Annotated in this window: 22 protein-coding genes and 1 pseudogene; 8 read left to right on the forward strand and 15 right to left on the reverse strand. The window is 71.5% G+C overall.

The features are described from left to right. On the reverse strand, window positions 1-682 hold a 682-nt coding region (locus Q0283_RS06665), incomplete at its 3' end, for a heparan-alpha-glucosaminide N-acetyltransferase domain-containing protein (protein ID WP_366134079.1). Window positions 683-1,134: 452 nt separating this feature from the next. Here Q0283_RS06665 and Q0283_RS06670 point away from each other — a divergent pair. After that, complete coding sequence (locus tag Q0283_RS06670; RefSeq protein ID WP_298043894.1) at window positions 1,135-1,545, forward strand: hypothetical protein; 411 nt, start codon at window positions 1,135-1,137, stop codon at window positions 1,543-1,545. 258 nt (window positions 1,546-1,803) lie between these two features. Here Q0283_RS06670 and Q0283_RS06675 read toward each other — a convergent pair whose 3' ends face one another. From Q0283_RS06675 to Q0283_RS06685, 3 genes and pseudogenes are all read right to left on the reverse strand, one after another. Then, window positions 1,804-2,022, reverse strand: a complete 219-nt coding sequence (locus Q0283_RS06675) for a hypothetical protein (protein WP_298043897.1) — start codon at window positions 2,020-2,022, stop codon at window positions 1,804-1,806. Window positions 2,023-2,521: 499 nt separating this feature from the next. Continuing rightward, window positions 2,522-3,940: a recombinase family protein gene (locus Q0283_RS06680; protein WP_298043900.1), complete on the reverse strand. Its 1,419-nt coding sequence runs from the start codon at window positions 3,938-3,940 to the stop codon at window positions 2,522-2,524. A gap of 41 nt (window positions 3,941-3,981) precedes the next feature. After that, a pseudogene (locus Q0283_RS06685) lies at window positions 3,982-4,248 on the reverse strand (CpaF family protein); the annotation flags it as partial. A 277-nt stretch (window positions 4,249-4,525) separates the two neighbouring features. Between Q0283_RS06685 and Q0283_RS06690 the strand changes: the two are divergent. Further along, on the forward strand, window positions 4,526-7,672 hold the full coding sequence (locus tag Q0283_RS06690; protein WP_298043903.1) for an FtsK/SpoIIIE domain-containing protein: 3,147 nt from the start codon (window positions 4,526-4,528) through the stop codon (window positions 7,670-7,672). Here the strand turns inward: Q0283_RS06690 and Q0283_RS06695 are convergent. Together Q0283_RS06695 and Q0283_RS06700 are read right to left on the reverse strand one after the other, a co-directional pair. Then, window positions 7,617-8,849 carry a cytochrome P450 gene (locus tag Q0283_RS06695; protein WP_298043905.1) on the reverse strand — a complete coding sequence of 411 codons (1,233 nt, stop codon included), beginning with the start codon at window positions 8,847-8,849 and terminating at the stop codon, window positions 7,617-7,619. The genes Q0283_RS06690 and Q0283_RS06695 overlap by 56 nt on opposite strands. Window positions 8,850-8,969: 120 nt before the next feature. Continuing rightward, window positions 8,970-10,334: an MFS transporter gene (locus Q0283_RS06700; protein ID WP_298043908.1), complete on the reverse strand. Its 1,365-nt coding sequence runs from the start codon at window positions 10,332-10,334 to the stop codon at window positions 8,970-8,972. A 250-nt stretch (window positions 10,335-10,584) separates the two neighbouring features. Here Q0283_RS06700 and Q0283_RS06705 point away from each other — a divergent pair, with 250 nt between their 5' ends. Genes Q0283_RS06705 through Q0283_RS06715 form a run of 3 tightly spaced genes read left to right on the forward strand, consistent with a single transcriptional unit; the run spans window position 10,585 to window position 12,994 of the window. Further along, window positions 10,585-11,763, forward strand: a complete 1,179-nt coding sequence (locus Q0283_RS06705; RefSeq protein ID WP_298043910.1) for an LLM class flavin-dependent oxidoreductase — start codon at window positions 10,585-10,587, stop codon at window positions 11,761-11,763. 3 nt (window positions 11,764-11,766) lie between these two features. Then, window positions 11,767-12,480 carry an FMN reductase gene (locus Q0283_RS06710; protein WP_298043913.1) on the forward strand — a complete coding sequence of 238 codons (714 nt, stop codon included), beginning with the start codon at window positions 11,767-11,769 and terminating at the stop codon, window positions 12,478-12,480. After that, the gene (locus tag Q0283_RS06715) at window positions 12,455-12,994 is read left to right on the forward strand and encodes a MarR family winged helix-turn-helix transcriptional regulator (protein WP_183524400.1); all 540 of its coding nucleotides are present in this window, start codon (window positions 12,455-12,457) and stop codon (window positions 12,992-12,994) included. Before Q0283_RS06710 ends, Q0283_RS06715 begins: the two co-directional genes overlap by 26 nt. Here Q0283_RS06715 and Q0283_RS06720 read toward each other — a convergent pair. The 7 genes from Q0283_RS06720 to Q0283_RS06750 all read right to left on the reverse strand — a co-directional run bounded on the left by Q0283_RS06720 (window position 12,984) and on the right by Q0283_RS06750 (window position 17,856). Beyond that, window positions 12,984-13,916 carry an SseB family protein gene (locus Q0283_RS06720; protein ID WP_183524397.1) on the reverse strand — a complete coding sequence of 311 codons (933 nt, stop codon included), beginning with the start codon at window positions 13,914-13,916 and terminating at the stop codon, window positions 12,984-12,986. The two genes, Q0283_RS06715 and Q0283_RS06720, sit on opposite strands and share 11 nt — an antisense overlap. Beyond that, entirely contained in the window at window positions 13,913-14,698 is a 786-nt protein-coding gene (gene priA / locus Q0283_RS06725; protein ID WP_183524394.1) for a bifunctional 1-(5-phosphoribosyl)-5-((5-phosphoribosylamino)methylideneamino)imidazole-4-carboxamide isomerase/phosphoribosylanthranilate isomerase PriA, read from the reverse strand. The genes Q0283_RS06720 and priA overlap by 4 nt, the downstream gene beginning before the upstream one ends. Before the next feature lie 36 nt (window positions 14,699-14,734). Beyond that, window positions 14,735-14,893 (reverse strand): hypothetical protein, encoded by a 159-nt coding sequence (locus Q0283_RS06730; RefSeq protein WP_183524391.1) that lies wholly within the window; start codon window positions 14,891-14,893, stop codon window positions 14,735-14,737. Continuing rightward, the gene (gene hisH / locus Q0283_RS06735) at window positions 14,893-15,546 is read right to left on the reverse strand and encodes an imidazole glycerol phosphate synthase subunit HisH (protein WP_183524388.1); all 654 of its coding nucleotides are present in this window, start codon (window positions 15,544-15,546) and stop codon (window positions 14,893-14,895) included. The genes Q0283_RS06730 and hisH overlap by 1 nt, the downstream gene beginning before the upstream one ends. After that, window positions 15,546-16,163 carry an imidazoleglycerol-phosphate dehydratase HisB gene (gene hisB, locus Q0283_RS06740; RefSeq protein WP_183524385.1) on the reverse strand — a complete coding sequence of 206 codons (618 nt, stop codon included), beginning with the start codon at window positions 16,161-16,163 and terminating at the stop codon, window positions 15,546-15,548. The genes hisH and hisB overlap by 1 nt, the downstream gene beginning before the upstream one ends. A gap of 55 nt (window positions 16,164-16,218) precedes the next feature. After that, a complete protein-coding gene (locus tag Q0283_RS06745; protein WP_183524382.1) occupies window positions 16,219-17,358 on the reverse strand; it encodes a histidinol-phosphate transaminase in 1,140 nt (379 codons plus the stop codon). A 138-nt stretch (window positions 17,359-17,496) separates the two neighbouring features. Continuing rightward, window positions 17,497-17,856, reverse strand: coding sequence for a LysM peptidoglycan-binding domain-containing protein (locus tag Q0283_RS06750; protein ID WP_183524379.1), 360 nt, complete (start codon window positions 17,854-17,856; stop codon window positions 17,497-17,499). Between the two features lie 234 nt (window positions 17,857-18,090). On the opposite strand from Q0283_RS06750, the gene lexA reads away from it, so the two are divergent. Both lexA and Q0283_RS06760 read left to right on the forward strand, forming a co-directional pair. After that, entirely contained in the window at window positions 18,091-18,828 is a 738-nt protein-coding gene (lexA, locus tag Q0283_RS06755; protein WP_183524376.1) for a transcriptional repressor LexA, read from the forward strand. A gap of 26 nt (window positions 18,829-18,854) precedes the next feature. Continuing rightward, window positions 18,855-19,769, forward strand: coding sequence for a hypothetical protein (locus Q0283_RS06760; protein WP_183524374.1), 915 nt, complete (start codon window positions 18,855-18,857; stop codon window positions 19,767-19,769). Window positions 19,770-19,772: 3 nt separating this feature from the next. Here Q0283_RS06760 and Q0283_RS06765 read toward each other — a convergent pair whose 3' ends face one another. Beyond that, on the reverse strand, window positions 19,773-21,863 hold the full coding sequence (locus tag Q0283_RS06765) for an ATP-dependent DNA helicase (RefSeq protein ID WP_183524371.1): 2,091 nt from the start codon (window positions 21,861-21,863) through the stop codon (window positions 19,773-19,775). Continuing rightward, complete coding sequence (gene hflX, locus Q0283_RS06770) at window positions 21,860-23,422, reverse strand: GTPase HflX (RefSeq protein WP_183524368.1); 1,563 nt, start codon at window positions 23,420-23,422, stop codon at window positions 21,860-21,862. Before hflX ends, Q0283_RS06765 begins: the two co-directional genes overlap by 4 nt. Window positions 23,423-23,777: 355 nt before the next feature. Between hflX and Q0283_RS06775 the strand changes: the two genes are divergently transcribed. Continuing rightward, window positions 23,778-24,398 (forward strand): class I SAM-dependent methyltransferase, encoded by a 621-nt coding sequence (locus Q0283_RS06775; RefSeq protein WP_183524365.1) that lies wholly within the window; start codon window positions 23,778-23,780, stop codon window positions 24,396-24,398. Window positions 24,399-24,423: the final 25 nt, after the last annotated feature.

Consider the following 24,423-nt stretch of genomic DNA (forward strand, 5'->3'; position numbering starts at 1 on the left):
TCAGTGCCTGCCGTCCGATGACCATGCCCACGCAGAGGTAGACCATCCACATGGCTGCCGGGTAGAAACCGGTCACCAGCATGTCCGAGAGGAACGGCACCGGTTGCTGGGCTGCGGTGACCAGCGTGTAGTCGGCGTCGGGATCGGCCTGTTCCGGGATGAGGCCGTGGAGGTTGAGCAGCTGCCGCAGGAGGGGTCCGAGGATGACGAAGACGGCCGCGGCCACGAGCAGGACGCGCGAGGACCGGCCGTAGAACGGCAGGGCCAGCAGGAACAGGACGCCGAAGTAGGGGATGATCGTGGCGATCGGGGTGTCCAGGTGCCCCAGCATCAGGCCGACCAGCAGGATGAGCAGGCCGCGGACGGCCAGGGCGGCCCGGTCGGCGGCCAGGGCGCGGCGCGAGTTGTCTCCGCGGGATCGTTTCTCCACGAACGCGATGGACACCCCGGCAAGCAGGGCGAACAGGGCAGAGGCCCGGCCGCCGGCGATGCCGAAAACCCAGGTCATATCGCCCTCGGGGGTCTCTTCAGGGAAGACATGGACAGCGATCATGCCGATCAGGGCCAGGGCCCGGGCCACGTCAACACCCAGGGCCCGTCGCGATGACGATGACGCGGCAGACTCCGCCAGACGAGCGGCGGGTTCACCAGTGGGGGCCGTTCTCGGCTCTTCAACGCCCATCAGGGTCCTCGAAACTCTTACCAGCCAGAGAGTGTCAGAGTAGTCCCAGCATTGCTCGGGGCGTCAAGACATGAGCACTGACCGGGAGCAGAACCGGACAAACGTACCGAGCGCCCACAGGACGGACAGCGCGTCAAATCGTGCGCACGCACGTACAGGCGCCGGCTGGATTGCAGACAGGCGCTCTTCCCCGAGGTTGGGTGAAACGGATCTACGTGGGCAGCAGCCCCCGGGGAACATCGTCACTCACCTCAGCGAAATCGATGCGGGTTGGCTCGAAGATGCGGCGCCACGGCTGGCCCCGCCGCGCCCAGCGTCCGTGAGAGGATCCCGTACCGGCACGGCAGTTTGCTGCCAGGTATTGCGGTCAGGCCTAGTCAGATCAAATGATGGGGCCATACCAGCGAGGCCGCACATGCGCTGAGCTCACCGAAACATGCGAAGGAGCCGCTGTGGCCCTGACAAGTACCTCGCAGGCCCGCGCCAAGCAGGTGCAAATCGCCGGTGGCGTCCTGATCGTGTGCCTGGGGCTGGTTCCCTGGGTAGTGAGCTGGCCCTACCTGTTTAGCCCCGACGCGGCCGCCCGCATGGTGGCGTGGCTAGCGGCAGCGTGTGGGACCGTGGCGATTGCGGCCGCGATCTTGATCCTCATCGGGATCGGGCTGCGGTCTCGGGGCCGGGCCCCGGAGCTCACGGGCCAGCGGTCGAGGTACATCTGGGCCGGGGTGATGGCGGCAGGCTCCCTGCTCATACTGTTCCTAGCACTGGGTGCATCACAGCCCCAGGTGATGACCGGGGTTCCCGCCCTGTTGATGGTCACCTCTGTCACATGGCTGTTCCAGCCGGCCGGCAACGCTCAGTAACCGGCCGACCCCCTGACGCCAACCCAGCACCACACCTGATTGCGGATCCTGGGCGCGAGCCTGGCCGCGGGGCTCGTGCTGGTCGACGCCGGGGTTTCAGGCCTGGCCTGCCCACGTGATTCCCGCTTCCCTTCGGAGTGATGCTCGTGGTCTTCGCGGTCCACATGGGGGGGCACCAGTCCTCCGCCCCCAACGCCGGGCCCTGCAGGACAGGCCCGAATAATCGACCCACAAACCGACCCCGGATGACGATCGGCATTAGGGATGGTAAGCCACGCGGCTGACCCACTCGAGGTTGTCCTCGTCGAGTTCTTCGGCCACGACGATGTCGAGGACTTCAGCAGCGTCGAGCTCCTCGAGGCCGGCGGCCATGTGCAGGACGTGGGCGCGAAAGCTGGGCGGCCAGGTCGCCATGCATGATCGAGGCGGGCCAGCAATGCCGTAGGAAAGGATCTCCTGTCCAATCGGTTCAGTCATCGGTGGACTCCGGGGCAAGATCGAGGTGAATACGGAAACCGCCTGGCCGGGCTGTCATGAGCAGTTGCTCGGGTTCCCATCCCGAGGGCAATGGATGCCCGGCGGCCACTCGGAGGGCGCCAGCGACCGCTTGGGGTGTGGCGGAAGCGCTGTAGTCCCATGTGAAACGCCTTCGGGAGTAACCATGCGAGTCAGTCATCGGGGCCTGTCCTGAGTCCGGGTGGGCGGTGTGGAGGTTCCCATTCTGGCCCGGTGCGTATTCCGGAGTTAGTCGCCGCGCTGGCCCGGGGATCGCGTTACCGATAACCGCCCGCGCCAGACTGCAACGAGGTACGCCGAAGCAGTGCCCTAAGGGGATCCCCTTGCGAACACGACTGGACGTAAACGGTCAGATAGCTCTGCGAAAAACCGGCCACTTATCTCTGCGATTCACAGCGTGATTCCGGGCCGGCTTTGTCTCAGAAACGGTCTCAGTATCGAAACCTCGGGGTGGACGGGGTTATGCGTCCGGGGTGTTCCAGTCGATCCGCACCTGCTCCGGGGCGAACTTGATCCCCGGTCCGGTCGGGAGGATCGTCACGGTTGCCACCTCCCGCAGGACGGCGCGGCGCTTCTCCAGGGATGCGGCCCACCATGCGGCCTCGGCGCCCTCCCCTGTCATGCCGTCCAGGATCTGCACCGGCTGTAGCTGGGCCACCCGGCGCTCGGCGGTTTCAAGCTCCCCCTTGAGCCGGTCAGTGATTCGGGCCAGCTGCCTTGCCGTGATCGTCCCCTCCGCGTACTCGTCCGCGGCAGTGTCCATGCGGGCGGCAATGGCGTCACGGGCGTCCATGGCGTCCCGGAGCGCGCTGGGGTCGGTAGACAGGTCCAGGGCTACGTCCGGCCGGGACAGGCGGGCGATCATGACGGCGTTCACCACCTCGTCCACGGCTTCGAGCTTGCGGGTGAGTCGGTTGCATCCGGGGCATCCGTAGGTCGGTGCCCGGTAGTTCGGTGAGTCTTTCGCTTGCACGATGGGGCGCAGTCCGGTCCCGCAGCGTCCACACAGGTAGATCCCGGATCCGAGGTAGCGGGGCTCGGGGCCACGGGTGGGGCGTCGGTTTGGGTCCGTGAGGATTGCCGTCACCCGGTCGAAGGTGTCCCGGTCGATGATGGGTTCCCAGTTGCCGGGGCCAACGACTTCCCCCTTGTGCGTGCGCAACCCTAGGTAGGTGGGTCGGCGTAGTGCCCGGCCGATGCTCACACCGGGCCACGGGTTCCCCTGGCGGGTGCGGATGCCGCGGGCCTTGGCGTCTTTGGCGATCGACCGCAGCGTCTCCCCTGACAGCACGCGCCGGTACCATTCGTGGATGATGGCGGCTTCCTCCGGGATGATGACGTCCCGGTTCCCGATGGGCCGGCCCTGGTCGTCGGTGATCTTCTCCCTCCGATATCCGAAGGGGACCACGCCGTGCGGCTGACCCTGTGCGGCGTTCGCTTGAAACTTCCGCTTGAGCCGGCGCGACTGCTGTTCCACCTCGTGCCGGGCAACGCTGCCCTTGATCCGTGCCGTGAGCCTGCCCTGTGGTGTGGACAGGTCCACGTCTCCCCCGACCGATGCGAGGGCCACGGTGTGACGGTCTGCCAGGTCGATGAACGACTCGAGCTCAGCGGGTGTGCGGGTGAGCCGGTCGACGTCCCAGACCACCAGCGCGTCGATGGCACCGGCCCTAATGGCGGACATGAGGGCCTCGTACTCGGGCCGGAAGCGGCCGCTGGATGCGCTCACGTCGTTGTCGATGAACTCGCGGGTGATGGGCCAGCCTCGGCGCTCAGCTTCCCGGCGGCAGTCGTCTAGTTGTCGCCCTACGCCTAGTGCGGTGCCGTCGTCGTCGCGGGATATGCGGGCGTACACTCCGCAGGACTGGACCTGTGCCATTTCCCCATGCTAGCGGGTGGATACATCTATGGAGACTTGACAGGGGCGTTGATCCAGATCTCCTCGACAGAGTCGTCGTCCAGCAGCGGTTGCAGTGCGCCGTACCCGGCCACGGCGTCGAAGACCGTCCGGGCCGCCTCGTCCCAGTCTGCCAGCAGCGGCAGGGAACCGATGAGCGAGCGCGCGTCGTAGTCGGCAGTGGCGTCCAGCACCAGGCGGCGTACCTCGTCCGGTTCGCTCAGCGGATCCATGCCGCGTCGGCGGATCAGTTCGCGGACCTCATCGGTCAGTATTCGGACGGCGTCCATGGTTCCCCCTCCATGCATGCCCTGTTCGGGCCTCATCCCTCCCATCGAGACTACCGACCCCCTCGGGGAACGCGCATGTCACCTCAGCATTGGCTGTGGACAATCCGACCCGCGGCACGGCCGGGCCACGTCCACCGGGCGTGTCGTCCACACCCTGACGGCGAGCGCGCGCGACGTGTCTTTTCCGTGGATGAGAGTGGGCCCGGGACAGTGGCATCGCCTGCGAACACAGGACTGGTGCCCGCCACGGCGATCGGGACCGGAGGAGGTGGCATCCATGCGAGTGCGCATCCTGGGCCTTGCGGACGGCGTGCCGTGCTGGTGGTCGGCACGGAACATGGAGGGTTCCGATGGGCCGCGATGGGACGCACTGTTACGGCGTCGACTGCCCGGGTACCGCTTCTCGGTGTGCGGCAGACCGCTGGAAGAGGCGGGAACCGACGTCCTGGGTCCGAGCCCCACCCTGTGCGTGGTCGCCCGCCCCTCAGTACGTCCGGTCACCGGGCGCGAGAGTGGCCCGGAGGTCGTGCTGGTGGTCGAGGACGGGCCCGACGCCGGGCTGCTGGCTCCCCTGCCCCGGTCCGGGGTGTCGGTGGGCCGCAACCACTCCGAACTGAGGATCGCCGACCCCTTCCTGTCCGCACCCCACTTCCGGGCCGTCGTCGAACCGGACGGCGTCCGGATCGTCCGCCTCGCCGGATCCCGCGCCAACCCGGCCACCGACGGCGACGGCCCGCCCCGGACGGGTTTCTCCCCGTGGAGGGAGGGCAGTTCGGGGTTCCGCCTCGTTCGGGGACGGCCCGAACCGTTGCCCGCCAGGGCACCGTTACCGTCACTCACCCTTGATCCCGGCCAACAACCTACGCGCCCGAACGTCGTCATGCAGGCCGTCATGGCCCTGGGGCCGTTGGTCATCGGTCTCGTGCTGGCCGTGGTGACCGGTCACTGGTACTTCCTGTTGTTCAGTCTCATCTCGGTGGGGGTTGCCGGCGTGATGTGGGCCCAGCACCGTTCGGCCCGGTCCGCACACGGCCGCCGGATCACCGCGGAGGCCGCTCGCCTCGGGGAACGGTTGGAGGCGTTGGCCCCCGCCCCCGGCGCGGTGGCCCTTGCGGCCCGGTCGGCCGCCACGGATCGTTTCGGCACCCTCGGACCGGCCGCTGCGCCGCCACTCATCCGCTGGGGTACCGGCACCGCCACGCTGCCTCTGGCGACGGGCCGGGAGGGTGCCGACTGGTCGGCGTGGTCACGGGCCACCCTGCCAGTCATCACCGACCTGCATCCCGGGGGGACGACCCGGGTCATCGGGCAGCGTTCGACGGTGGAGGCGATCTCCCACTGGCTGGTGGTCCAGCTGTGCCGGGACGCGGTTGCCACGTCCCGCGGCGTCCTCGTCCGGAGGGCGGCTGGCGACGCCTACTTCGGGGGCGGCATCACGGCGGCCGAGGGCACGGCCGTCCTGCACGCCGGAGCAGCGGAGGGAGCCTTACCGGCGGGCTGGCACCGCGTCGTGCTCGGCGGCGCGGAGGATGGCGGGGACGACCGGACCGGGGGTGATCGGATACTTCCCGATCAGGCCCGCGCCACCGTCGGCGGCCTGGACTATGAGGACCTCCGGTGGCACGGCATGTCCGCCTCGACCGCGGGCTGGCTCGTGGACGAGCTCGGTGGTTCCCCGCGCCCTCGCGTGCCCCCGTCACCGCCCCGCATGGAGCTCCCGCTGCGCGACCGCCCCGACACGGCGGTGTCGTCCTTGCGGTCACCGCTCACCGGTGGCACCGATCCGGTCCGCCTCGACCTGGTCCGCGAGGGTCCGCACGCCTTGATCGCGGGGACCACGGGATCGGGCAAGTCCGAGCTGCTGCTCACCGTCCTCACCGGGCTGGCCGCGGCCTACCCCCCGGGCGAGGTGTCTTTCGTGCTGATGGACTTCAAGGGCGGATCATCGTTCGCGCCGCTGTCCGGACTCCCGCACACGATGTCCGTCGAGACCAACCTGGTGGAGGCCGAGTCCTTGCGGACCTTCGACGCCCTCACGGCCGAATTGCGTCACCGGGAAGAACTCTTCCTGTCGGCCGGGAGCGTCGACTACGCCGCGTACCGCCGTTCACACCCTGGAGAGGTGCTGCCCCGGCTGGTCGTGGCCATCGACGAGCTTCGTGTCCTCGTCGAGGACCATCCCCAGTCGGCAGCGGTCCTGGCGCGGCTGGCGGCCACCGGCCGCTCCCTCGGTTTCCACCTCGTGCTCGCCACCCAGCGAGCCCAGGGCGCGGTGGGCCCCGACGTCCGCTCCAACCTGGGCACGATCGTCTGCCTGAGGACGGCCACCGAACAGGAATCCTGGGATCTGCTCGGATCCCCCCAGGCGCACTCCATAGGCCCCGACTCCCCCGGGCAGGCCTTCATCCGGCACGGCGGCGCGCCTCCCCGGGCCTTCCGGGCCGGCCGGTTCACCGCACCGCCAGGTCCACCAGACCTGGTCCCCTGGGACGGTCGCGACGGTGCTCCAGGGGGTGACCCGGGTGGGGGCGGGCCGGCCGACTGGCCCGGCATCGTCGACCGGATCCGCTGCGGCGTCGAGCGAGGGAGACTCGCCATACCCGAACCGGTCGTCATGCCGGCCTTGCCCGATCGCTGGTGCCCGACGGCTGCCGAGCGCCTCGCACACCCCGGTGCCGTCGTCGTGGGGCTGGCCGACGCCCCGGGTGCACGACGACAGGGGCCCGTGGTCTGGAGTCCGGGCCGGGACGGCCCGGCGGCCTGGATCGGGACGGACACCGGCGGGATCCGGGACGCGGCACGGTCCACCCTCCGTCAGCTGGTCGGCCTTTCGGTGACACCCACCGGATCGCCCACCGCTCCACGCACCGTGGTCCTGGACGGCGATGGCGACATCCTTCCCGAGGGGGTCCCGTTCAGCATCGGAACTGGTGAACACCGCTCCCCCGGCCGGTGGACGGTCCTCTCCCCGGCGCTGGCCGTTGCCGAGCAGCTCGGGGCTGTGCTGGCGGACGTCCGGGAGGACCTGGCGGCGCGACGGCCGGTGCGCCTGGTCGTCACCGCCTGGGGCCGGTGGGCAGGATTGCGCGTCGGGACCGGATACGAGACCGCGGAGGAACACCTGTCGCTGCTCCTTCGCGATCACCCGCCGTCCCTGCTCGCCGTCGCCCTGTTCGGTGGCCGCGAGCTGGCCGGCGGGCGCGTGCTCGGACAGGTGCCGACCCGCTTCTATCTCCCCGCCGGCTCCACCCCCGAGCAGCGGATGGTCTGGCCCACTCTCCACCGGGTCCGAGAGGTTCCGGGACGAGCCGTCATGGTCACGTCCGAGCACCCCGCCCCCGGCGTCGCGGTCCAGCTCGCACTGGACGTCACCGAGCCGGGGTCAGCACCACCGGCACCGACGAGAACCCACCGTTCGGCGTGATGGACCGCTCGGGCCGGAGGACGGGGTCGAGGGTGATGTCCGCGAAGGCCGCCACGATCTCCTCCACCGCCACGCAGAGTTCGAGGGTGGCCAGGGGCCGGCCGGGACACACGTGCGGACCCGTGCCGTACACCAGGTTGTTCCCGGCGTTGCCGTCCGGATCGAAGCGGTCGGGGTCGCCGAAGACCTCCTCGTCGCGGTTCGCCGACGTCCAGTTCAGGACCACCCGTTGGCCCGCGGCCACCTGGAGTCCGCCCCGGGAGACCGGGCAGGTGGTCATGCGCCGGTTGGCGACGAACGGGTCGTCGATCCTCAGGATCTCGTCCACGATCGCGGTGAGCTCGCGCCGAGTGAGGCCCGATCGGATCCGGGCCTGGAGCACCCGGTGGGTGGCCAGGTAGTGCAGGACCACACCGAGGCTCAAGGCGATGGAACCCAGGTCCCCACCGGTCCAGTTCCGCAGGACGGAGACCAGCTCCTCGTCCCGGAGCGGCCGGCCCAGTGCCCGGTCACTCATCAGCTCCGCCGTCACGTCCTGGCGACTGCCGTCCGCGTCACCGCCCCTGCCGCGCCGCGGTGCCAGCACGGACCGGATGATCTCGTCATACCGCCGGGCCACGTCCGCGGTGGCGTCCAGCCGCCCGGACCGGGTGGCCGTCTGGTTGTCCGCCATCCACTCCAGCAGGGTCGGTTCCAGGCCCGCCGGCCACCCGAGCCATCGCATCATCGCCCGCACGGCGAACCGGGAGCCGAGTTCGCCGACCGCGTCACACCCCACGGCCCCGGTGCCCACCCCCGCCGCGCCCGTCACCTCAGCGCACACCTGCCGTGCGGCCTCGCGCACCCCCGGTTCCAGGGCAGCCATGCGCTCGGCGGTGAAGTACGGCTCGATCAGGCGGCGGAACGCGGCGTGTTCCTCCCCGTCCAGGCCGTTGGGCAGTTGCAGGAACCGGGAGACGGCCGAGGAGAACACCTCGGGGTCCCGGGCGGCCGCGACCACGTCGACATGCCGCAGCAGCACCATCGCCCCGGACGAGGACAGCGCGATCCGCGCATCGGGCCGGATGGCGTCCGAGACGGCGCGCGGATCGTGGCTCGGGACGGGGAAATCCGGCAGGTCGACGGCCGGGGCCGCCGTGTGGGCACAGCGATCGGCGGCGTGGTCCTCAGCGCTCACGGTGCCGACCGTACCACCGGGGGCCGCGAGTCGGGTCGACCCCGGGATGCCCGGCCCGTTCAGCCCTCGCCGTCCGCGAGGCGTCCGGTGGCCTGCCGCGGCGCCAGCCTGCCCGAGCCCTTAGGCCCGGGCCCTGCGGCGCCGCCGCAGCATCGTCCGTGCCAGGACCGCGAGTCCCACCATGAGCAGCGCCACGGCCGCGGCGAACACGTAGCCCGCCTCGGCCGAGATGCCGTCGATGAACGCCCCGGCGGCGGGGGCACCCAGGGCGGCCCCGGCGGTCATGGCCGATCCGTAGTAGCCCATGGCCTCGCCGCGGCGGTCTTCGGAGACCACGTGCGCCATCAGGGCGGAGGCGGCCGCCAGCGTCGGAGCCGTGAACAGTCCCCCGATGAGGGAGATGACCGCCAGGGCCCACACGCCGTCCACCAGGGCCATCGGCAGGGTCCCCAGGGCGAACAGCGTCAGGAGCAGCAGCGGCGAGAGCCGACGGCCCAGCGCGCCGTAGAGGATGCCGCCCACCGCGGAGGCACCGCACCAGAACGCAATGACGACGCCGGCCTGGGCGGCCTGCCCGGAGCGCTCCAGTTCGGCGACGATCGCCACCTCGGTGCCGGACATCAGCATGCCCGAGCCCATCGAGACCGCCAGGACCGCGAGCGCAGTGCCGCTGAGCCAGCCGAACGAGGCCTTTAGGCGGGCGAACGGGCCGGTGCGGACGCCCTCGTCCGCCCCGGTGCCGGGCCGGTGGTCCTCCCCCCGGATGACGGGGATGGCGCCCGTGGGCACCTCGGTGGCGGTCAGGTCCAGGTGGGCCGGGGCACCGTGGACGGCGCCGTCCACGGCCCGGCGCAGGTCCTCCTCGGCCGTGTACTCCCCACTGCTGCCGGGGCGGGCGAGCTGCGAGGAGCGAGTGGGCGGGTTGAACCACATCAGGTAGAGCCCGGCGAGCGTCGCGGACCACCCGACGATGGCCATCCCCCAGGCGCTGGACCAGGCCGTGGCGACGACGGCACCGACGGCGGGGCCGATCATGAAGATCGTCTCGGTGATGATCGAGTCCAGGGCGAAGGCGGTCTCGCGCCGCGCGCCGTGCGTCAGCACGCCGATGGACTGGCGCACCAGGGAGAAGACGGGCACGGCGAACAGGCCGCCGAGGAAAGCCCCGACGAGCAGCCAGGCGAAGGGCAGGAACGGCACCGCGGTCCAGATGACCCCCAGGGTGACCACGGACGGCACCAGGGCCCGGCGCAGGCCGAGCCGGTCCACCAGCCGGCCGCGCCACGGGGAGCCCACGGCCATGCCGAGGGTCATGGCCGCCACGGCGAGCCCCGCCGCCCCGTACCCCTCCCCCAGGGTCACGGCCACGTGCAGGGTCAGGATGATGCCCAGGGCGGCGTTGGGAAACCGGGCGACGAACCCGACGCCGAGGACGCGGCGGATCCGCTGGTCCCGCAGCAGGTGTCCGTAGGCGGCGAAGTTCACCCCAGCATGCTATCCGGGTGGGGTGGCGAACGCGCAGGTCGGCCCGGGGCACCCGGTGGCCCGCCCGGACGGGTCGGTGACCTCGGGGCCCCCTCGGCCGATCGCGCACCCGGAGCGCACCCGGTCCGTTGCGGGGCCCGGCCGCCGTCGGGAATAGTCCTGCCCAGGGGACGGTTGTACAGGTGATTCAAATTTGCACTAATCTGATGGCAGGCCACCAGAGCACCGGCACACCACTCGAGGAGCAACCATGCAGTTCGGCGTCTTCACCATCGGTGACATCACCACCGATCCGACCAACGGCACCACGCCCACCGAACACCAGCGCATCAAGGACACCGTCAGGATCGCCCAGCACGCCGAGCAGGCCGGGTTCGAGGTCTTCGCCACGGGCCAGCACCACAACCCGCCCTTCGTGGCCCCCGGCAACCCGCCGACCCTGCTCGCGTTCCTGGCCGCCCAGACCCAGAAGCTGATCCTGTCCACGGCGACCACCCTGATCACCACGATGGACCCGGTGCGCCTGGCCGAGGACTACTCCTACCTCCAGCACCTGGCCGAGGGCCGCGTGGACCTGACCATGGGCCGCGGCAACACCGGCCCGGTCTACCCCTGGTTCGGCAAGGACATCCGCCAGGGCATCCCACTGGCCGTGGAGAACTACCACCTGCTGCACCGGCTGTGGCACGAGGAGAACGTCGACTGGCAGGGCCGCTTCCGTACCCCGCTGCAGGACTTCACCCTGACCCCCCGGCCGCTCGACGGCGTCGCGCCCTTCGTCTGGCACGGTTCCATCCGCTCGGCCGAGATCGCCGAGCAGGCCGCCTACTACGGCGACGGCTTCTTCCACAACAACATCTTCTGGAACAAGGAACACGTGATCCAGATGGTGCAGCTCTACCGCCAACGCTACGAGTACTACGGCCACGGCAAGGCACACCATGCCTACGTGGCCCTGGGCGGCCAGGCGTTCATGCGCAAGAACTCCCAGGACGCCGTCAACGAGTTCCGCCCCTACTTCGACAACGCCCCGGTCTACGGACACGGCCCGTCCCTGGAGCAGTTCACCCGGATGACCCCGCTGACCGTGGGCTCCCCGCAGCAGGTCATCGAGCGCACCCTGTCCTTCCGGGACTGGGTGGGCGACTACCAGCGCCAGATGTTCCTCATCGACCACGCGGGACTGCCCACGGACGTGGTGCTGGAGCAGATCGACCTGTTCGGCGAGGAGGTCCTGCCCGTGCTGCGCAAGGAGTTCGCCGCCCTGAAGCCCGCCGACGTCCCGGAGGCCCCCACCCACGAGTTCCTGGTGGCCCGCCACGAGCGCGGCGAGGACCCGGTGCCCGGCGGCGCGGAGGGCTCACAGGCCTGGAAGGACGCCCAGGAGCGCGCCGAGAAGGCCCAGGCCTCCGAGAAGGCCGGGGCCTGAGCCGTGGAGGAGCTACCGGACCTCGGCGGCCCGGAGGCGTTCGGCGCACCCGAGTCCACCGACCCGTTCACCCCGCAGGCCCGGCACCTGGTGGTGGTCTCCGGCGGGCTGGGCGACCCGTCGTCATCCCGCCAGCTGGCCGACCGGCTGGCCGCCGCCGCCTCTGACCGCCTCTCCGCCGAGGAAATCGTCCCGGAGGTGCACGTGGTGGAGCTGCGCCTGCTGGCCACGGACATCGCCGAGGCGATGGTCAACCCGTCACGGTCCGAGGCGCTGCAGGCGGCCCTGGAGGAGGTGTCCCAGGCCGACGGCATCATCGCCGTCTCCCCCACCTTCAAGGCCAGTTACTCGGGGCTGTTCAAGTCCTTCTGGGACCTCGTGGAGGACGACGCCGTCCGGGACGTCCCGGTGCTTCTCGGCGCGACCGGCGGCACGCCGCGGCACTCGCTGATGATCGACACGGCGATGCGCCCGCTGTTCAGCTACCTGCGCACCAAGGTGCTCTCCTCAGGGATCTTCGCCGCCTCGGACGACTGGGGCGAGGTCGAGGGCGGCCAGGCCTCCACCCGCACCACGCCGTTGCAGACCCGCATCGCCGCGGCCGGGGCGGACCTGGCCTCGGTGGTCGGACGGTTCCCCGCCCGCCCGCGCCGGGCCTCCGGTGCGCCCGCACCCCTGGAGGTGATTCCCTTTGACCAGCTCCTCCGCGGAGAGTGACACCGGCTCGTGGTCCCGCAGCGCGGTCCCGGGACGGCAGCCGGCGGACACCTCCCGTCAGGCCTGGCGCGCCTACTTCGAGGCGACCGCCCTGCTGCAGGACCGCCTCGAGCGGAGCCTGAAGGCGGGTGTGGACCTGCACCTGGCCGACTACAACCTGCTGCTGCTGCTCACCGAGGCCCCGGGCGGGCACCTGCGCATGGGCGAGCTGGCCAGCCTGATGGTGTTCTCGCCCTCGCGGGTGACCTATCAGGTCAAGACCCTGGAGAAGCGCGGGCTCGTGGAGCGTCGCGCCTGCGTGGAGGACGGCCGTGGCTCGGAGGCCGTCATCACCGACGCCGGCCGGAGCCTGTTCCGCAAGGCAGCGACCCTGCACGCGCGCCAGGTGAAGGACCTGTTCATGGACCGGCTCGACGAGCAGGAGACCGAGACCCTGCTGCGGGTCTTCTCCCGGCTGGGCTGCGCCCTGGAGGACGGCGAACGGGTACCGGAGGGTCCCGGGACTACCGGCTGACCGTGATCTCCACGGAGTCGGCCCGCTCGGCCAGGGCCGGCACCTCACCGAGCACCTGTTGCAGGGTGGCGGCCATCAGCCGCAGCGCGGCCTCGTCGCCGGAGGTCGCCAGCGCGGGGTCCGGGTAGGCCACCAGCCGCAGTTCCGGTCCGGAGCCCCCACCGGGCAGCACGGCGCCGGAGGCGGTCCGGGAGGCCACGCCGGCCCCCGGCGTCAGCGCGATCCTCGCGAGCCCGGGCACCAGGTCCACCACGGACGCCAGTTCCTCGGCCAGCTCGGTGTCCTGGTAGGACGGGATCCAGGCCTGCTGCCGGGCCAGTGCCCAGACAGCCGGGCGGCGCACCACGAACGTGCGCTCGGCTGCCGGGTCCACGACGACCAGTTCGGCACCCTCGTCCACGGCGGACAGGCAGGCCCGCGGCATCCAGGTCGCCACCGGCCGCGCCTCGGGGTGCCAGGCGGTCAGCGCCGGGACGTGGGTGAACACGGGCAGGGCGGCCCGGCCGTCGGGGGCCCTGAGCGTCACCAGCGCGACGTCCGCCTCCTTGTCCCCGTGCGGTCCGTCCCCGTGCGGCCCGTCACCACCGTGGTCGTCGTGCTCGGCCACGGTCGGCAGCACGGCGGCGAAGACCCGCATGCGGGACAGGGCGTCCACGACCTCGGCCTCGCCGGCCTCACCGGCCGCCAACCGGTCCAGGACCGGGCCCCAGGCCGGGTCCGCGGTGCCGTCGTCGGTGTCGAAGGCGTGCAACGGGTTGGCCGAGCCGTCGATCCCGGCCCCGCCCAGGTCCCGGCCCTCCCAGGCGACGCCCGCGGAGTCCGCCGGGCGGCCGGACTCGTCCCGGTGCTGGCGCTCCAGGTTGCGCCGGATGGCCGCCTCGATGTGCCCGGGCAGGTGGCGCTCCCGGTCCTGGCCGGTCACTGGATGGGGGCCTGCTTCACGGCGTCCTCCACGCTCACGCCGCGGGACACGAGCAGGGCCTGCTCCAGGCTGAACCGGCCGGCGTACAGGGCCTTGCCCATGATGGCGCCCTCCACGCCCCGGCCGACCATGGCGTACAGCGCGGCCACGTCCTCCAGCGAGGAGATGCCACCGGAGGCCACCACGGGCTTCGGCGTCTTGGTGCACACCTCGGCCAGCAGCTCGGTGTTCGGGCCCCTCAGCGTCCCGTCCTTGGTGACGTCCGTGACCACGTAGCGGGCGCAACCGGCCTGCTCGAGGCGGTCGAGCACCTCCCAGAGGTCACCGCCCTCCTTGGTCCAGCCGCGCGCGGCCAGGGTGGTGCCGCGCACGTCCAGGCCGACCGCGACCTGGTCGCCGAAGCGCTCGATGACCCGCGCGGTCCACTCCGGGTCCTCCAGGGCCGCCGTGCCGAGGTTCACGCGCGTGGCACCCATCGCCAGGGCGTTCTCCAGCGAGGCGTCGTCCCGGATGCCACCCGAGAGCTCGACCTTCACGCCGAGCTCGTCCACCACGCGGGACATCACGTCCCGGTTGTCCCCGCGGCCGAAGGCGGCATCCAGGTCCACCAGGTGGATCCACTCGGCGCCGGCCTTCTGCCAGGCCAGGGCGGCCTCGAGCGGGTCGCCGTAGGAGGTGGCGGAGCCGGCCTCGCCCTGGACGAGGCGCACGGCCTGGCCGTCCTGGACGTCGACGGCGGGCAGCAGTTCCAGCGCCGGTGCGCTCTGCGGGGTCTGGCTCATGAGGGGGTTCCTCTCGGTTCGATCGGACGAGGTGGTCTAGGACGAGGCGGTGACGAAACCGGCGATGATCGCCAGCACGGCGCACACGAGGAAGCCGACCTGCAGCCATACGGGCGCCTTCTGCTGGCGCAGCGACCAGGCGCCACCGATCAGCAGCCCGCCCAGGGCGATGAGCAGGGTGGACCAGAAGGGCATCAGAGGGTTCCGAGCCAGTTGGCCAGCAGCTGCATCCCGGCGTCACCGGACTTCTCGGGGTGGAACTGGGTGGCGGCGAGCGGGCCGTTCTCCACGGCGGCGATGAAGTCCCCTCCGTGGTTCGCCCAGGTCACCTTGGGCGGGGCGATCTTCTCGTGGGCCTGGTCGAACTCCCACTTCAGGACGCCGTAGGAGTGCACGAAGTAGAAGCGCTCGTCCTCGATGCCCCGGAAGAGCGCGGAGCCCTCGGCCGGGCGCACGGTGTTCCAGCCCATGTGGGGCACGATCGGCGCCGGCAGGGCCTCGACCACGCCGGGCCACTCGCCCATGCCCTCGGTGCGCACGCCGTGCTCCACGCCGGCGTCGAAGAGGATCTGGTGACCCACGCAGATGCCGAGCACGGGCCGGCCCCCGGCCACCCGCCGGCCGATCCACCGGGTCGCGCCGAGGTCCTTGAGGGCGGCCATGACGGACTGGAAGGCGCCCACTCCGGGGACCACGAGCCCGTCGGCGTTCATCACCTCGTCCGCGTCCGCGGTCAGTCGTGCATCCGCCCCGGCGCGCTGGAGGGCGCGCACGGCGGAGTGGGTGTTGCCGGACCCGTAGTCCAGGACGGCGACGGTGGGACGGGCGGCGCCGGTGACACCGGCCATCAGAGCGCACCCTTGGTGGAGGGCACCCCGGTGACCCGGGGGTCGTCCTCGACCGCGGCCCGCAGGGCGCGGGCGAAGGCCTTGAACTGGGCCTCGACGATGTGGTGCGGGTCCCGGCCGCGGACCAGGTCCATGTGCAGGCAGATGGAGGCGTGGTAGGTGATCGACTCGAACACGTGCCGGGTCATGGACCCGGTGAAGTGTCCGCCGATCAGGTGGTACTGCTGGCCCTCGGGCTCGCCCTCGTGCACCAGGTACGGTCGGCCGGAGACGTCGACGACGGCGCGCGCCAGGGCCTCGTCCAGCGGCACCGAGGCCTCGCCGAAGCGGCGGATGCCCCTCTTGTCCCCCAGCGCCGTCCTGAGCACCTCGCCGAGGGTGATGGCCACGTCCTCGACGGTGTGGTGGACGTCGATGTGGGTGTCCCCGGTAGCGCGGACCGTCAGGTCGATCTGCGAGTGCCTGGACAGTGCCGTGAGCATGTGGTCGTAGAACGGCACCGAGGTGGAGATCTCGGAGGTGCCGGTTCCGTCCAGGTCCATCTCGACGTAGACGTCGGACTCGCTGGTGGTGCGCTGCATCCGCGCCTTCCGGCCGGAGATCAGCTCTGCGCCCATGCTCTGTCAGCTCCTTGCTGTTGGGGGGATCCGGTGGTCCAGTCTACCGGGCCGGTCACTGGCCGGACGTCGTGGCGGGTGCCTCGGCCAGGACCTCCCGCAGGGCGGTGAGGAACGCCGTGGTCTCCGCCTCGGTCCCGGCGGTGACACGCAGGTGGTGCGGGATCCCGACGTCGCGCACCAGGACCCCGTGCTCGAGCAGGCCCTGCCACACCGCGTGGGAATCGGCCAGTCCGCCGAAGAACACGAAGTTGGAGTCCGAGACGGCCGGGGCCAGACCGAGATCGCGCAGCCCCTCCACGATCCGGTCGCGCTGGGCCTTGATGTCCTCGACGTTCTCGAGCAGGACGTCGTAGTGCTGCAGGGCGGCGTTGGCCGTGGCCTGGGAGACCGCGGAGAGGTGGTAGGGCAGGCGCACCAGGCGCAGGGCGTCGGTGACCTCCGGTGCGGCGGCGAGATAGCCCAGGCGGGCGCCGGCCAGCGCGAAGGCCTTCGACATGGTCCGGGAGACCACCAGGCGCGGCCGGCCCGGCAACAGGGTGAGCGCGGAGCGCGTGCCGGCGAGGGCGAACTCGGCATAGGCCTCGTCCACGACCACCATGCCCCCGTAGGCCTCGGTGGCGTCATAGACGGCCTGCACCACGTCCAGCCCCAGGGCGGTGCCGGTCGGGTTGTTCGGGGAGCACAACAGGACCACGTCCGGCCGGTGCTCGGCGACCTGGGCCGCCGCGGAGGCGGCCGTCAGGGAGAAGTCCTCCCCGCGGACACCGGCCACGTACCGGGTGTCCGTGCCGGCGGCCAGCAGCGGGTACATCGAGTAGGTGGGCGGGAAGCTCATCACGGTGCGCCCGGGCCCACCGAAGGCCTGCAGCAGTTGCTGCAGGATCTCGTTGGAACCGTTCGCGGCCCACAGGTTCGCCGCGGACAACCCGTGCCCCAGGTACTCCGCCAGGCGCTTGCGCAGTTCGGTGAACTCACGGTCCGGGTAGCGGTTGAGCGTCACGGCGGCAGCGGCCACCGACTCCGCGATGGCGGCGACCACCTCGTCCGGGACCGGATGGGTGTTCTCATTCGTGTTCAGCGCCACCGCCACGTCCAGCTGGGGCGCACCGTAGGGGCTCAGGCCCCGCAGGTTCTCACGCAACGGCAGGGCGGCCAGGGCCTCCGGATTCGAGATCGCATCCTCATCACTCACCCGAGACAGCCTAGGCGCTCAGTCAGTCCCCCGAGCCCCGGTGACGTCCGTGCATGGCACGCCACGGTCCCCCCTCTGACGCGGCTCGAACCGGGCGACGGGCCGGCCGAGGCCGCGGACGTTCCGGTGGTGCCCGCGTCAGCCCCGGGGGACGAAGAGGACCTGCCCCGGCTGCAGCTCGGAACCGGTCAGGTCATTGAGCTCGCCGATCCGCAGGATGGTCTGATTGCGCGGAGCGTCCGGGGCCACCTGGCCGGCCACGGACCACAGGGTGTCACCGTAGTCCACGGTGACGGACTCGACCGGGGCGACCACGGGGCGCTCCGGCGATGCTGCGGCCGGGGCCACGGCATGGGCGCCCAGGAACACGGCGGCCGCGGCCGCCAGCGCGGCCACGACGAGGATCGGGAGTCCGACGAAGAGGAAACGGCCACGACGGTTCAGGTGGAATCCGGCCGAGCCGGCGGTGCGGGTCACGACCGATGCTGCAGTGCTCATGCTCTTCAACCTCTCCGCCCGGGGCGACCGGGCTGTTCGAACGTGTGTTCTATCCGTTCGCCCTCTTGTCTAGCACGTCTGTTCGAAACACGCCAAACATTATTCGAACATATCTTTGAATCCGCCCTGCCCCTCCGGTAGCCTCTGAGGCACGTGATGGCCCGTCAACTCCCCGCGGGCCGACCATGAGACATCTCAACCGGCACCACGGACACGCTAAGAACGGATCTTCGAATGGCCTCCCGGACTCCCCGACCCGAACCGGACTCCCAGCCCGCCCCTGCCGCCCGGACGCTGACCGCGCGCCAGCGGGTCATCCTGGGGTCGATCCGCTCGGCCATCGCGCAGCACGGGTACCCGCCGTCGATGCGGGAGATCGGTGACGCCGCCGGACTGGCCTCGCTGTCCTCGGTGACCCATCAGCTGGGTCAACTGGAGAAGTGGGGGTACATCCGCAAGGATCCGGGACGGCCCCGCGCCATGGAGGTCCTGCTGGACGAGGACGGACAGCCCGTGTCGACGGCCGCGGCCGGCGCCCCGGACACCGCCGACCGCCCGGCTCCGGTCACGGCCCTGCACACCGGTGCGGTGGAGGGCACCTCCGTCCCGGTCCCGCTCGTCGGTCGCATCGCCGCCGGCGGGCCGATCCTGGCCGACCAGCAGGTCGAGGACGTCATGACGCTCCCCCGCCAGCTCACCGGCGAGGGAGAGCTGTTCATGCTCAAGGTCTCCGGTGACTCGATGGTCGATGCCGCGATCTGCGACGGGGACTGGGTGGTGGTCCGCCAGCAGAACTCGGCCCAGAACGGTGACATCGTGGCGGCCCTGCTGGATGATGAGGCCACCGTCAAGACGTTCCGGCAGCGCGACGGGCACACGTGGCTGCTGCCGCAGAATTCGGCCTATGAGCCGATCCTCGGAGACGAGGCGACGGTCATGGGCAAGGTGGTCACGGTCCTGCGGGCCCTCTGACCGGGACACTGATGCGGAGCGCGGCGATGAACCACCGTCCCTTCCCGAGAGGCGTCCGGGTGGCGGACGCCGAGCGCTTCGTCTACACCCGGGGACGGCTCCTGGAGCGTCGTCGCCTGGACCTGCTGTTGCACGGGGGCGGTCCCGAGGGCGTCCTGGCGGCGCTGGGCGCGTATCGCAACCCCGACGGCGGATTCGGTCACGGCCTGGAGCCCGATGTCCGCTCCCCGGTGAGCGAGCCCCTCGCCACCCTCACCGCCCTCGACCTGCTGGCCGGGTGGGACCTGGCCGACCATCCCTGGTTCCGCAGCGCGCTCGAGTGGGCTGCCTCGGCGTCCGGGCTCGACGGTTCGCTGCCCTTCGTCACCGAGCCCTCCCTGGCCTGGCCGCACGCGCCCTGGGTACAGCTGTGGCCCGGAGGATCACACCTCACCTTCGGCTTCGCGGCCGCCGCCCTCCGGACCGGCTTCGTCGGCGGGTGGGCCGAGGCGGCCACGGAGTGGTGCCGCTCCCAGCTGCGGGAGGGTGGGCTGTCGGCCTACGCCGTCAAGTACGCCCTGCGCTTCCTGGCCGCGGACCGGGGTCCCCGCACCGAGGGTCCTGCCGAGACCGCGGCGATCGAGACATGGCGCTCCCGCCTGGACCGCGACGGTGCGCTGCCGGTGGAAGGCGGGGCCGAGGGCGAACGACTGCACCCCTGGGACCTGGCCGCCGACCCGTGGTCGGCCCCGGTGATCGAGCCGGGGGCCGCGACCCCCGCGCGCCTGCTCTTCACCGACAGGCAGCTCCGGGCAGACGTCGACCGGGTCGTCATGGGCCAGCAGTCCGATGGGGGCTGGCACGTCGACTGGGCCGCGTGGTGCCCGGGCCAGGGCCTGGACTGGCGGGGCATCCGAACGGTCGAGGTGCTGGAGCTGCTCTCGGCCGTCGACCGCTCGTGATCCCTAGGCCGGGTCGCGCAGGCGTTCCAGCACGCCCCGCACCACAGCCGGGTCGGTGGTCGGCCAGAAGTCCGGCAGGGTGGACCGCAAGAACCCTCCGTAGCGTTCGGTGGCCAGCCGGGGGTCCAGCACCGCCACGACGCCACGGTCCGTGGTGGTCCTGATCAGCCGGCCGGCGCCCTGGGCCAGCCTCACGGCGGCGTGGGCGGCCGAGACGGCCATGAACCCGTTGCCGCCGTGACGGCTGACCTCCCGGGTGCGTGCGGTCCCCAGCGGGTCGTCCGGACGGGGGAACGGGATGCGGTCGATCACCACCAGACGGCAGGCCGATCCGGGCACGTCCACGCCCTGCCACAGGCTCATGGTCCCGAACAGGCAGGTGTCCGGTTCGGAGGCGAACTGGCGGACGAGGGCCGAGAGGGTGGCGTCGCCCTGGCAGAGGATCTGGGGCGCCGCCCCCAGCCTGCTGCGCATCTCCGCGGCGGCGTCCTCGGCCGCGCGCCTCGAGGAGAACAGGCACAGTGCCCCTCCCCCGGAGGCGCGCAGCAGGGACTCGAGCTCGTCGTAGGCGTCCGGGGAGGAGGTCCGGCCGGGCCGGGGCAGGTGCCGGGCCACGTAGAGCACGCCCTGGCGCGGGTAGTCGAAGGGGCTGCCCACGTCCACCCCGGTCCATCGCGGAGCGCCCGGCCCGAGCAGGCCGAGCGAGCCCGCCACGGGGTCGAAGGACTCCCCCACCGTCAAGGTCGCGGAGGTCAGTACCGTGGTCGCCTGGCCGAACAACCCCTCCCGGAGCCGGCCGGCCACCGACAACGGGGCGACGCACACCACCGGCGCGGCGGTCTCGTCACCCGGGACCCATCCGGTCCCCGGCTCGAAGCGGCCCGGACGGGAGGCCCACAGCACCTCGGGGTAGTCCGCGTCCGGGACGGCGTCGAGCATCCTCTCGGCCACCTCGAGGACCTCCTGGAGCCGTGAGCGTGCCATCTGCCGGCCACCGTCGGCCGCCTCGGCGGAACCGCCTGCCCCACCGGGCCCCTTGGAGTCGCTGAGCCCCTGCCGCGCCGCGTCCCGGACCGCCCGCAGGGCGTTCTGCTGGACCTCGTCCGGCCCGCGCGGGATGAGTCCCGTGGGAGTGGCGGCGAACGCCGCGTCCAGCCCGACGCCGGCCTGCATCAGGTCCTCGACCGCGATCGCCGTGTGCTTGCGTGCCGCGGAACCGGCCGCCTGGACGATGGCTCCGGACAGTTGTCCGGTCACCGCCCCCGTGACCCGGTCCTGCAGCTCGTGGGCCTCGTCCACGATCACCGCGTCGAACTCCGGCAGGACGGCCAGGCCCTCGAAGGCACTGATGGCCAGCAACGCGTGGTTGGTCACCACCACGTCGGCCTCGGCCGCATCGGCCCGCGCCCGTTCCGAGAAGCACTCCTCGGCCATCGGGCAGCGCTGGGCGCCGATGCAGTCGACCGCCGAGACCGAGACCTGGCGCCAGGCCCGGTCACTCACCCCGGGCTCGAGGTCGTCCCGGTCCCCGGACTCGGTCTCCTCGGCCCAGTCGCGCAGCCGCTTGACCTCCCGGCCCAGCGGGCTGGTCGGTCCCGCGTCACCGGTGACCATCGCCTCACCGTCGTCGGCCAGGCCGAACAGGGCCTGCCCGTCCTCCTCGGGGAAGCCCCCGTCGATCTTGTGCCGGCACAGGTAGTTGGAGCGGCCCTTGACGAGTGCCACGGTCATCTCCCGGGGCAACTCGTCCTGCAGGGCCTCCAGCAACCGCGGGGCGTCCCGGCGCATGATCTGCGCCTGCAGGGCCAGGGTGGCGGTGGCGACCACGACCGGGGCCTCGGCGTCCACCGCGTGCTGCAGTGCCGGCACCAGGTAGGCCAGCGACTTCCCGGTGCCGGTGCCGGCCTGTACGAGCAGGTGGGTCCCGGACTCCAGGGAGCGGGCCACCTCCACGACCATGCGGCGCTGGCCCTCGCGGTGCTGTCCGCCCGTCGCCTCGACGGCCGCGTCCAGCCACTGCAGGGCCTGCCGCTCGGCCTCGGTCCGGGCGAGCACGTCCTGATCCGGAGCGGTGTGCTGTGCCGTGTCCGTCATGCCCCGGCCGGTTCCGGCCGGTCGACGGAGAAACGCCGCAGGTCATCGGCGAGGTCCTCGCGGACCAGCACCCGCAGCCGGGTGCCTCCCGACTCATAGGTCTCGGAGATGATGTCCGCATCCGGGGAGTGCAACCGGGAGACCACGTCCCCGTCCGTGAACGGGATGAGCAGGTCCAGGGCCACGTCCGGACGCGGGATGGCGTCCGCGATGGCCCGCTCGAGCTCGGCGATGCCCTCACCGGTACGTGCGGACACCACCACCGAGCGGGGTTCGCGCTGGCGCAGCCGGGCGATCGCCACCGGGTCCGCGGCGTCGGCCTTGTTCAGCACGATGATCTCGGGGATCCGGCGCGCGTCCACCTCGGCCAGCACGGTGCGGACCGCGGCGATCTGGCCCTCCGGGTCCGGGTGCGAGGCGTCCACGACGTGCAGGATCACGTCCGCGTCCGCGACCTCCTCGAGGGTCGAGCGGAACGCCTCGACCAACTGGGTGGGCAGGGACCGCACGAACCCGACCGTGTCCGAGAGCGTGTAGCCGATCCCGTCCGGGGTGACCGCCTTGCGCACGGTGGGGTCCAGGGTGGCGAACAGGGCGTTCTCCACCAGTACCCCGGCATGGGTCAACCGGTTCAGCAGTGAGGACTTGCCGGCGTTCGTGTATCCGGCGATCGCCACGGACGGCACCCTGTTGCGGCGGCGGTTGGCCCGCTTGGTCTCGCGGGCGGGCTTCATGGCCGCGATCTCCCGGCGCAGCTTGGCCATCCGGGTCCGGATCCGCCGGCGGTCCAGCTCGATCTTCGTCTCACCGGGACCGCGGGAGCCGATGCCCTCGCCGGCGGCCGCCCGGCCACCGGCCTGACGGGACATGGACTCACCCCAGCCGCGCAGTCGCGGCAGCAGGTACTCGAGCTGGGCCAGCTCCACCTGGGCCCGGCCCTCACGGGACTTGGCGTGCTGGGCGAAGATGTCCAGGATCAGGGCGGTGCGGTCGATGACCTTCACCCGGACCACGTCCTCGAGCGCACGCCGCTGGGAGGGCGCCAGCTCCGAGTCCACGACCACGGTGTCCGCGCCGGTCATCGCGACGATGTCCCGCAGTTCCTCGGCCTTGCCCTTACCGAGGAAGGTGGCCGGATCGGGGGTGTGGCGGCGCTGGATGAGGCCGTCGAGCACCTCGGAGCCCGCGGTCTCGGCGAGCGCCGCCAGCTCGCGCAGGGAATTCTCGGCGTCCGCGGCGGTGCCCTCGGACCAGAGCCCGGCCAGCACGACGCGCTCGAGGCGCAACTGCCGGTACTCGACCTCGGACATGTCCTCGAGCTCGGTGGAGAGCCCGGTGACCCGGCGCAGGGCCTGGCGCTCGGCGAGGTCGAACTGCTCACCGTCGGCCTCGGTGTGCCCGTCGTCGCCGTCGGACAGGGCCAGGGCACGGCCCTCGGTGGGCCTGACGCCGTGCTCGACGGAGGCACTGGCCGCATCGGCGGCCAGGATACGTTCGATCACGTCCTGGATCTGGGTCTCGTCCGGCTGGTCGTTCCCGTGCTGGGGGTTCTCGGTCATGGTCTCCTTGGAAGATGCGTGGTATCTAGGGTAGTCGCTCGGACGGACGCCCGAAGGGTCTGGCGTGCCGCTGGGGATGGGGTTGTTCGGGGCCATGGGTGGACCTCCCGGGGAATCGGCCGTCGGCCGCGGCGCTGCGCGGGGCCGAGCGGGTGCACGTCGAACGACGCCGATTCCGCGGCGGGGCGTTCGGGACGGTGCTGGATGGGTGGGTTGCCATCACGGAGCGATCCTCGACCCGTCAGCGCGGGGAGTCATCGGTCCGGAGCCGTGAGCAGTCGCTCACGCCAGCTCAGCGCAGGAAAATCCACATGCCGTCCAGTATATGGCCCCTGTCAAGTAACATCGGGCGGTGATGGACTCCGCACACTACTTCTCCGCCGACCCCGCCACGCCCGAGCGTCGACGCCGGATCACGCTCACCCTGGCCGGCCGGGAGGTCGCGGTGCAGACGGCGAACGGCATCTTCTCGCCGGAGGGCCTGGACAAGGGCACGGCGGCGATGCTCCGCACCGTCCCCGAGCCGCCGCCGTCGGGCCGGTTCCTGGACATCGGCTGCGGCTGGGGACCGCTGGCGCTCACGCTCGGGCTGTCCAGCCCGCAGGCGGAGGTCACCGCCGTGGAGGTCAACGACCGGGCGGCCCATCTGTGCCGGGACAACGCCGCCGCCCTCGGCCTGGACCGCGTCACCGTGTGCCGGCCGGAGGACGTGGCGGAGTCCGCCCGGTTCGACCTGATCTGGTCCAACCCGCCGATCCGCGTGGGCAAGGAGGCCCTGCACGGGATCCTGCTGCAGTGGCTCCCCCGGCTGGCACCCGGAGGCCGGGCCTTCCTCGTGGTCCAGAAGAACCTGGGGGCCGACTCCCTGCTCCCCTGGATCCGGTCCGCCCTGGAGGAACGGCACCCCGGTGAGTTCAGCGTCTCCCGGCACGCCACGGAGAAGGGGTTCCGGATCCTGCTGGTCGAACGCGCCTGAGCCGGCCCGTCCGGCCGGGGCGGGG

Source organism: uncultured Citricoccus sp. (assembly GCF_937871995.1).
Lineage (GTDB): Bacteria > Actinomycetota > Actinomycetes > Actinomycetales > Micrococcaceae > Citricoccus.

Coding starts and splice junctions, on each gene's coding strand:
- Q0283_RS06765 (WP_183524371.1), bottom strand. CDS start 21,863: ATGACGGACACGGCACAGCACACCGCTCCGGATCAGGACGTGCTCGCC.
- Q0283_RS06760 (WP_183524374.1), top strand. CDS start 18,855: ATGAACCACCGTCCCTTCCCGAGAGGCGTCCGGGTGGCGGACGCCGAG.
- Q0283_RS06730 (WP_183524391.1), bottom strand. CDS start 14,893: ATGCCCTTCTGGTCCACCCTGCTCATCGCCCTGGGCGGGCTGCTGATC.
- hisH (WP_183524388.1), bottom strand. CDS start 15,546: ATGGCCGGTGTCACCGGCGCCGCCCGTCCCACCGTCGCCGTCCTGGAC.
- Q0283_RS06680 (WP_298043900.1), bottom strand. CDS start 3,940: ATGGCACAGGTCCAGTCCTGCGGAGTGTACGCCCGCATATCCCGCGAC.
- Q0283_RS06705 (WP_298043910.1), top strand. CDS start 10,585: ATGCAGTTCGGCGTCTTCACCATCGGTGACATCACCACCGATCCGACC.
- hisB (WP_183524385.1), bottom strand. CDS start 16,163: ATGGGCGCAGAGCTGATCTCCGGCCGGAAGGCGCGGATGCAGCGCACC.
- Q0283_RS06750 (WP_183524379.1), bottom strand. CDS start 17,856: ATGAGCACTGCAGCATCGGTCGTGACCCGCACCGCCGGCTCGGCCGGA.
- Q0283_RS06675 (WP_298043897.1), bottom strand. CDS start 2,022: ATGACTGAACCGATTGGACAGGAGATCCTTTCCTACGGCATTGCTGGC.
- Q0283_RS06690 (WP_298043903.1), top strand. CDS start 4,526: ATGCGAGTGCGCATCCTGGGCCTTGCGGACGGCGTGCCGTGCTGGTGG.
- priA (WP_183524394.1), bottom strand. CDS start 14,698: ATGAGCCAGACCCCGCAGAGCGCACCGGCGCTGGAACTGCTGCCCGCC.
- Q0283_RS06775 (WP_183524365.1), top strand. CDS start 23,778: ATGGACTCCGCACACTACTTCTCCGCCGACCCCGCCACGCCCGAGCGT.
- hflX (WP_183524368.1), bottom strand. CDS start 23,422: ATGACCGAGAACCCCCAGCACGGGAACGACCAGCCGGACGAGACCCAG.
- lexA (WP_183524376.1), top strand. CDS start 18,091: ATGGCCTCCCGGACTCCCCGACCCGAACCGGACTCCCAGCCCGCCCCT.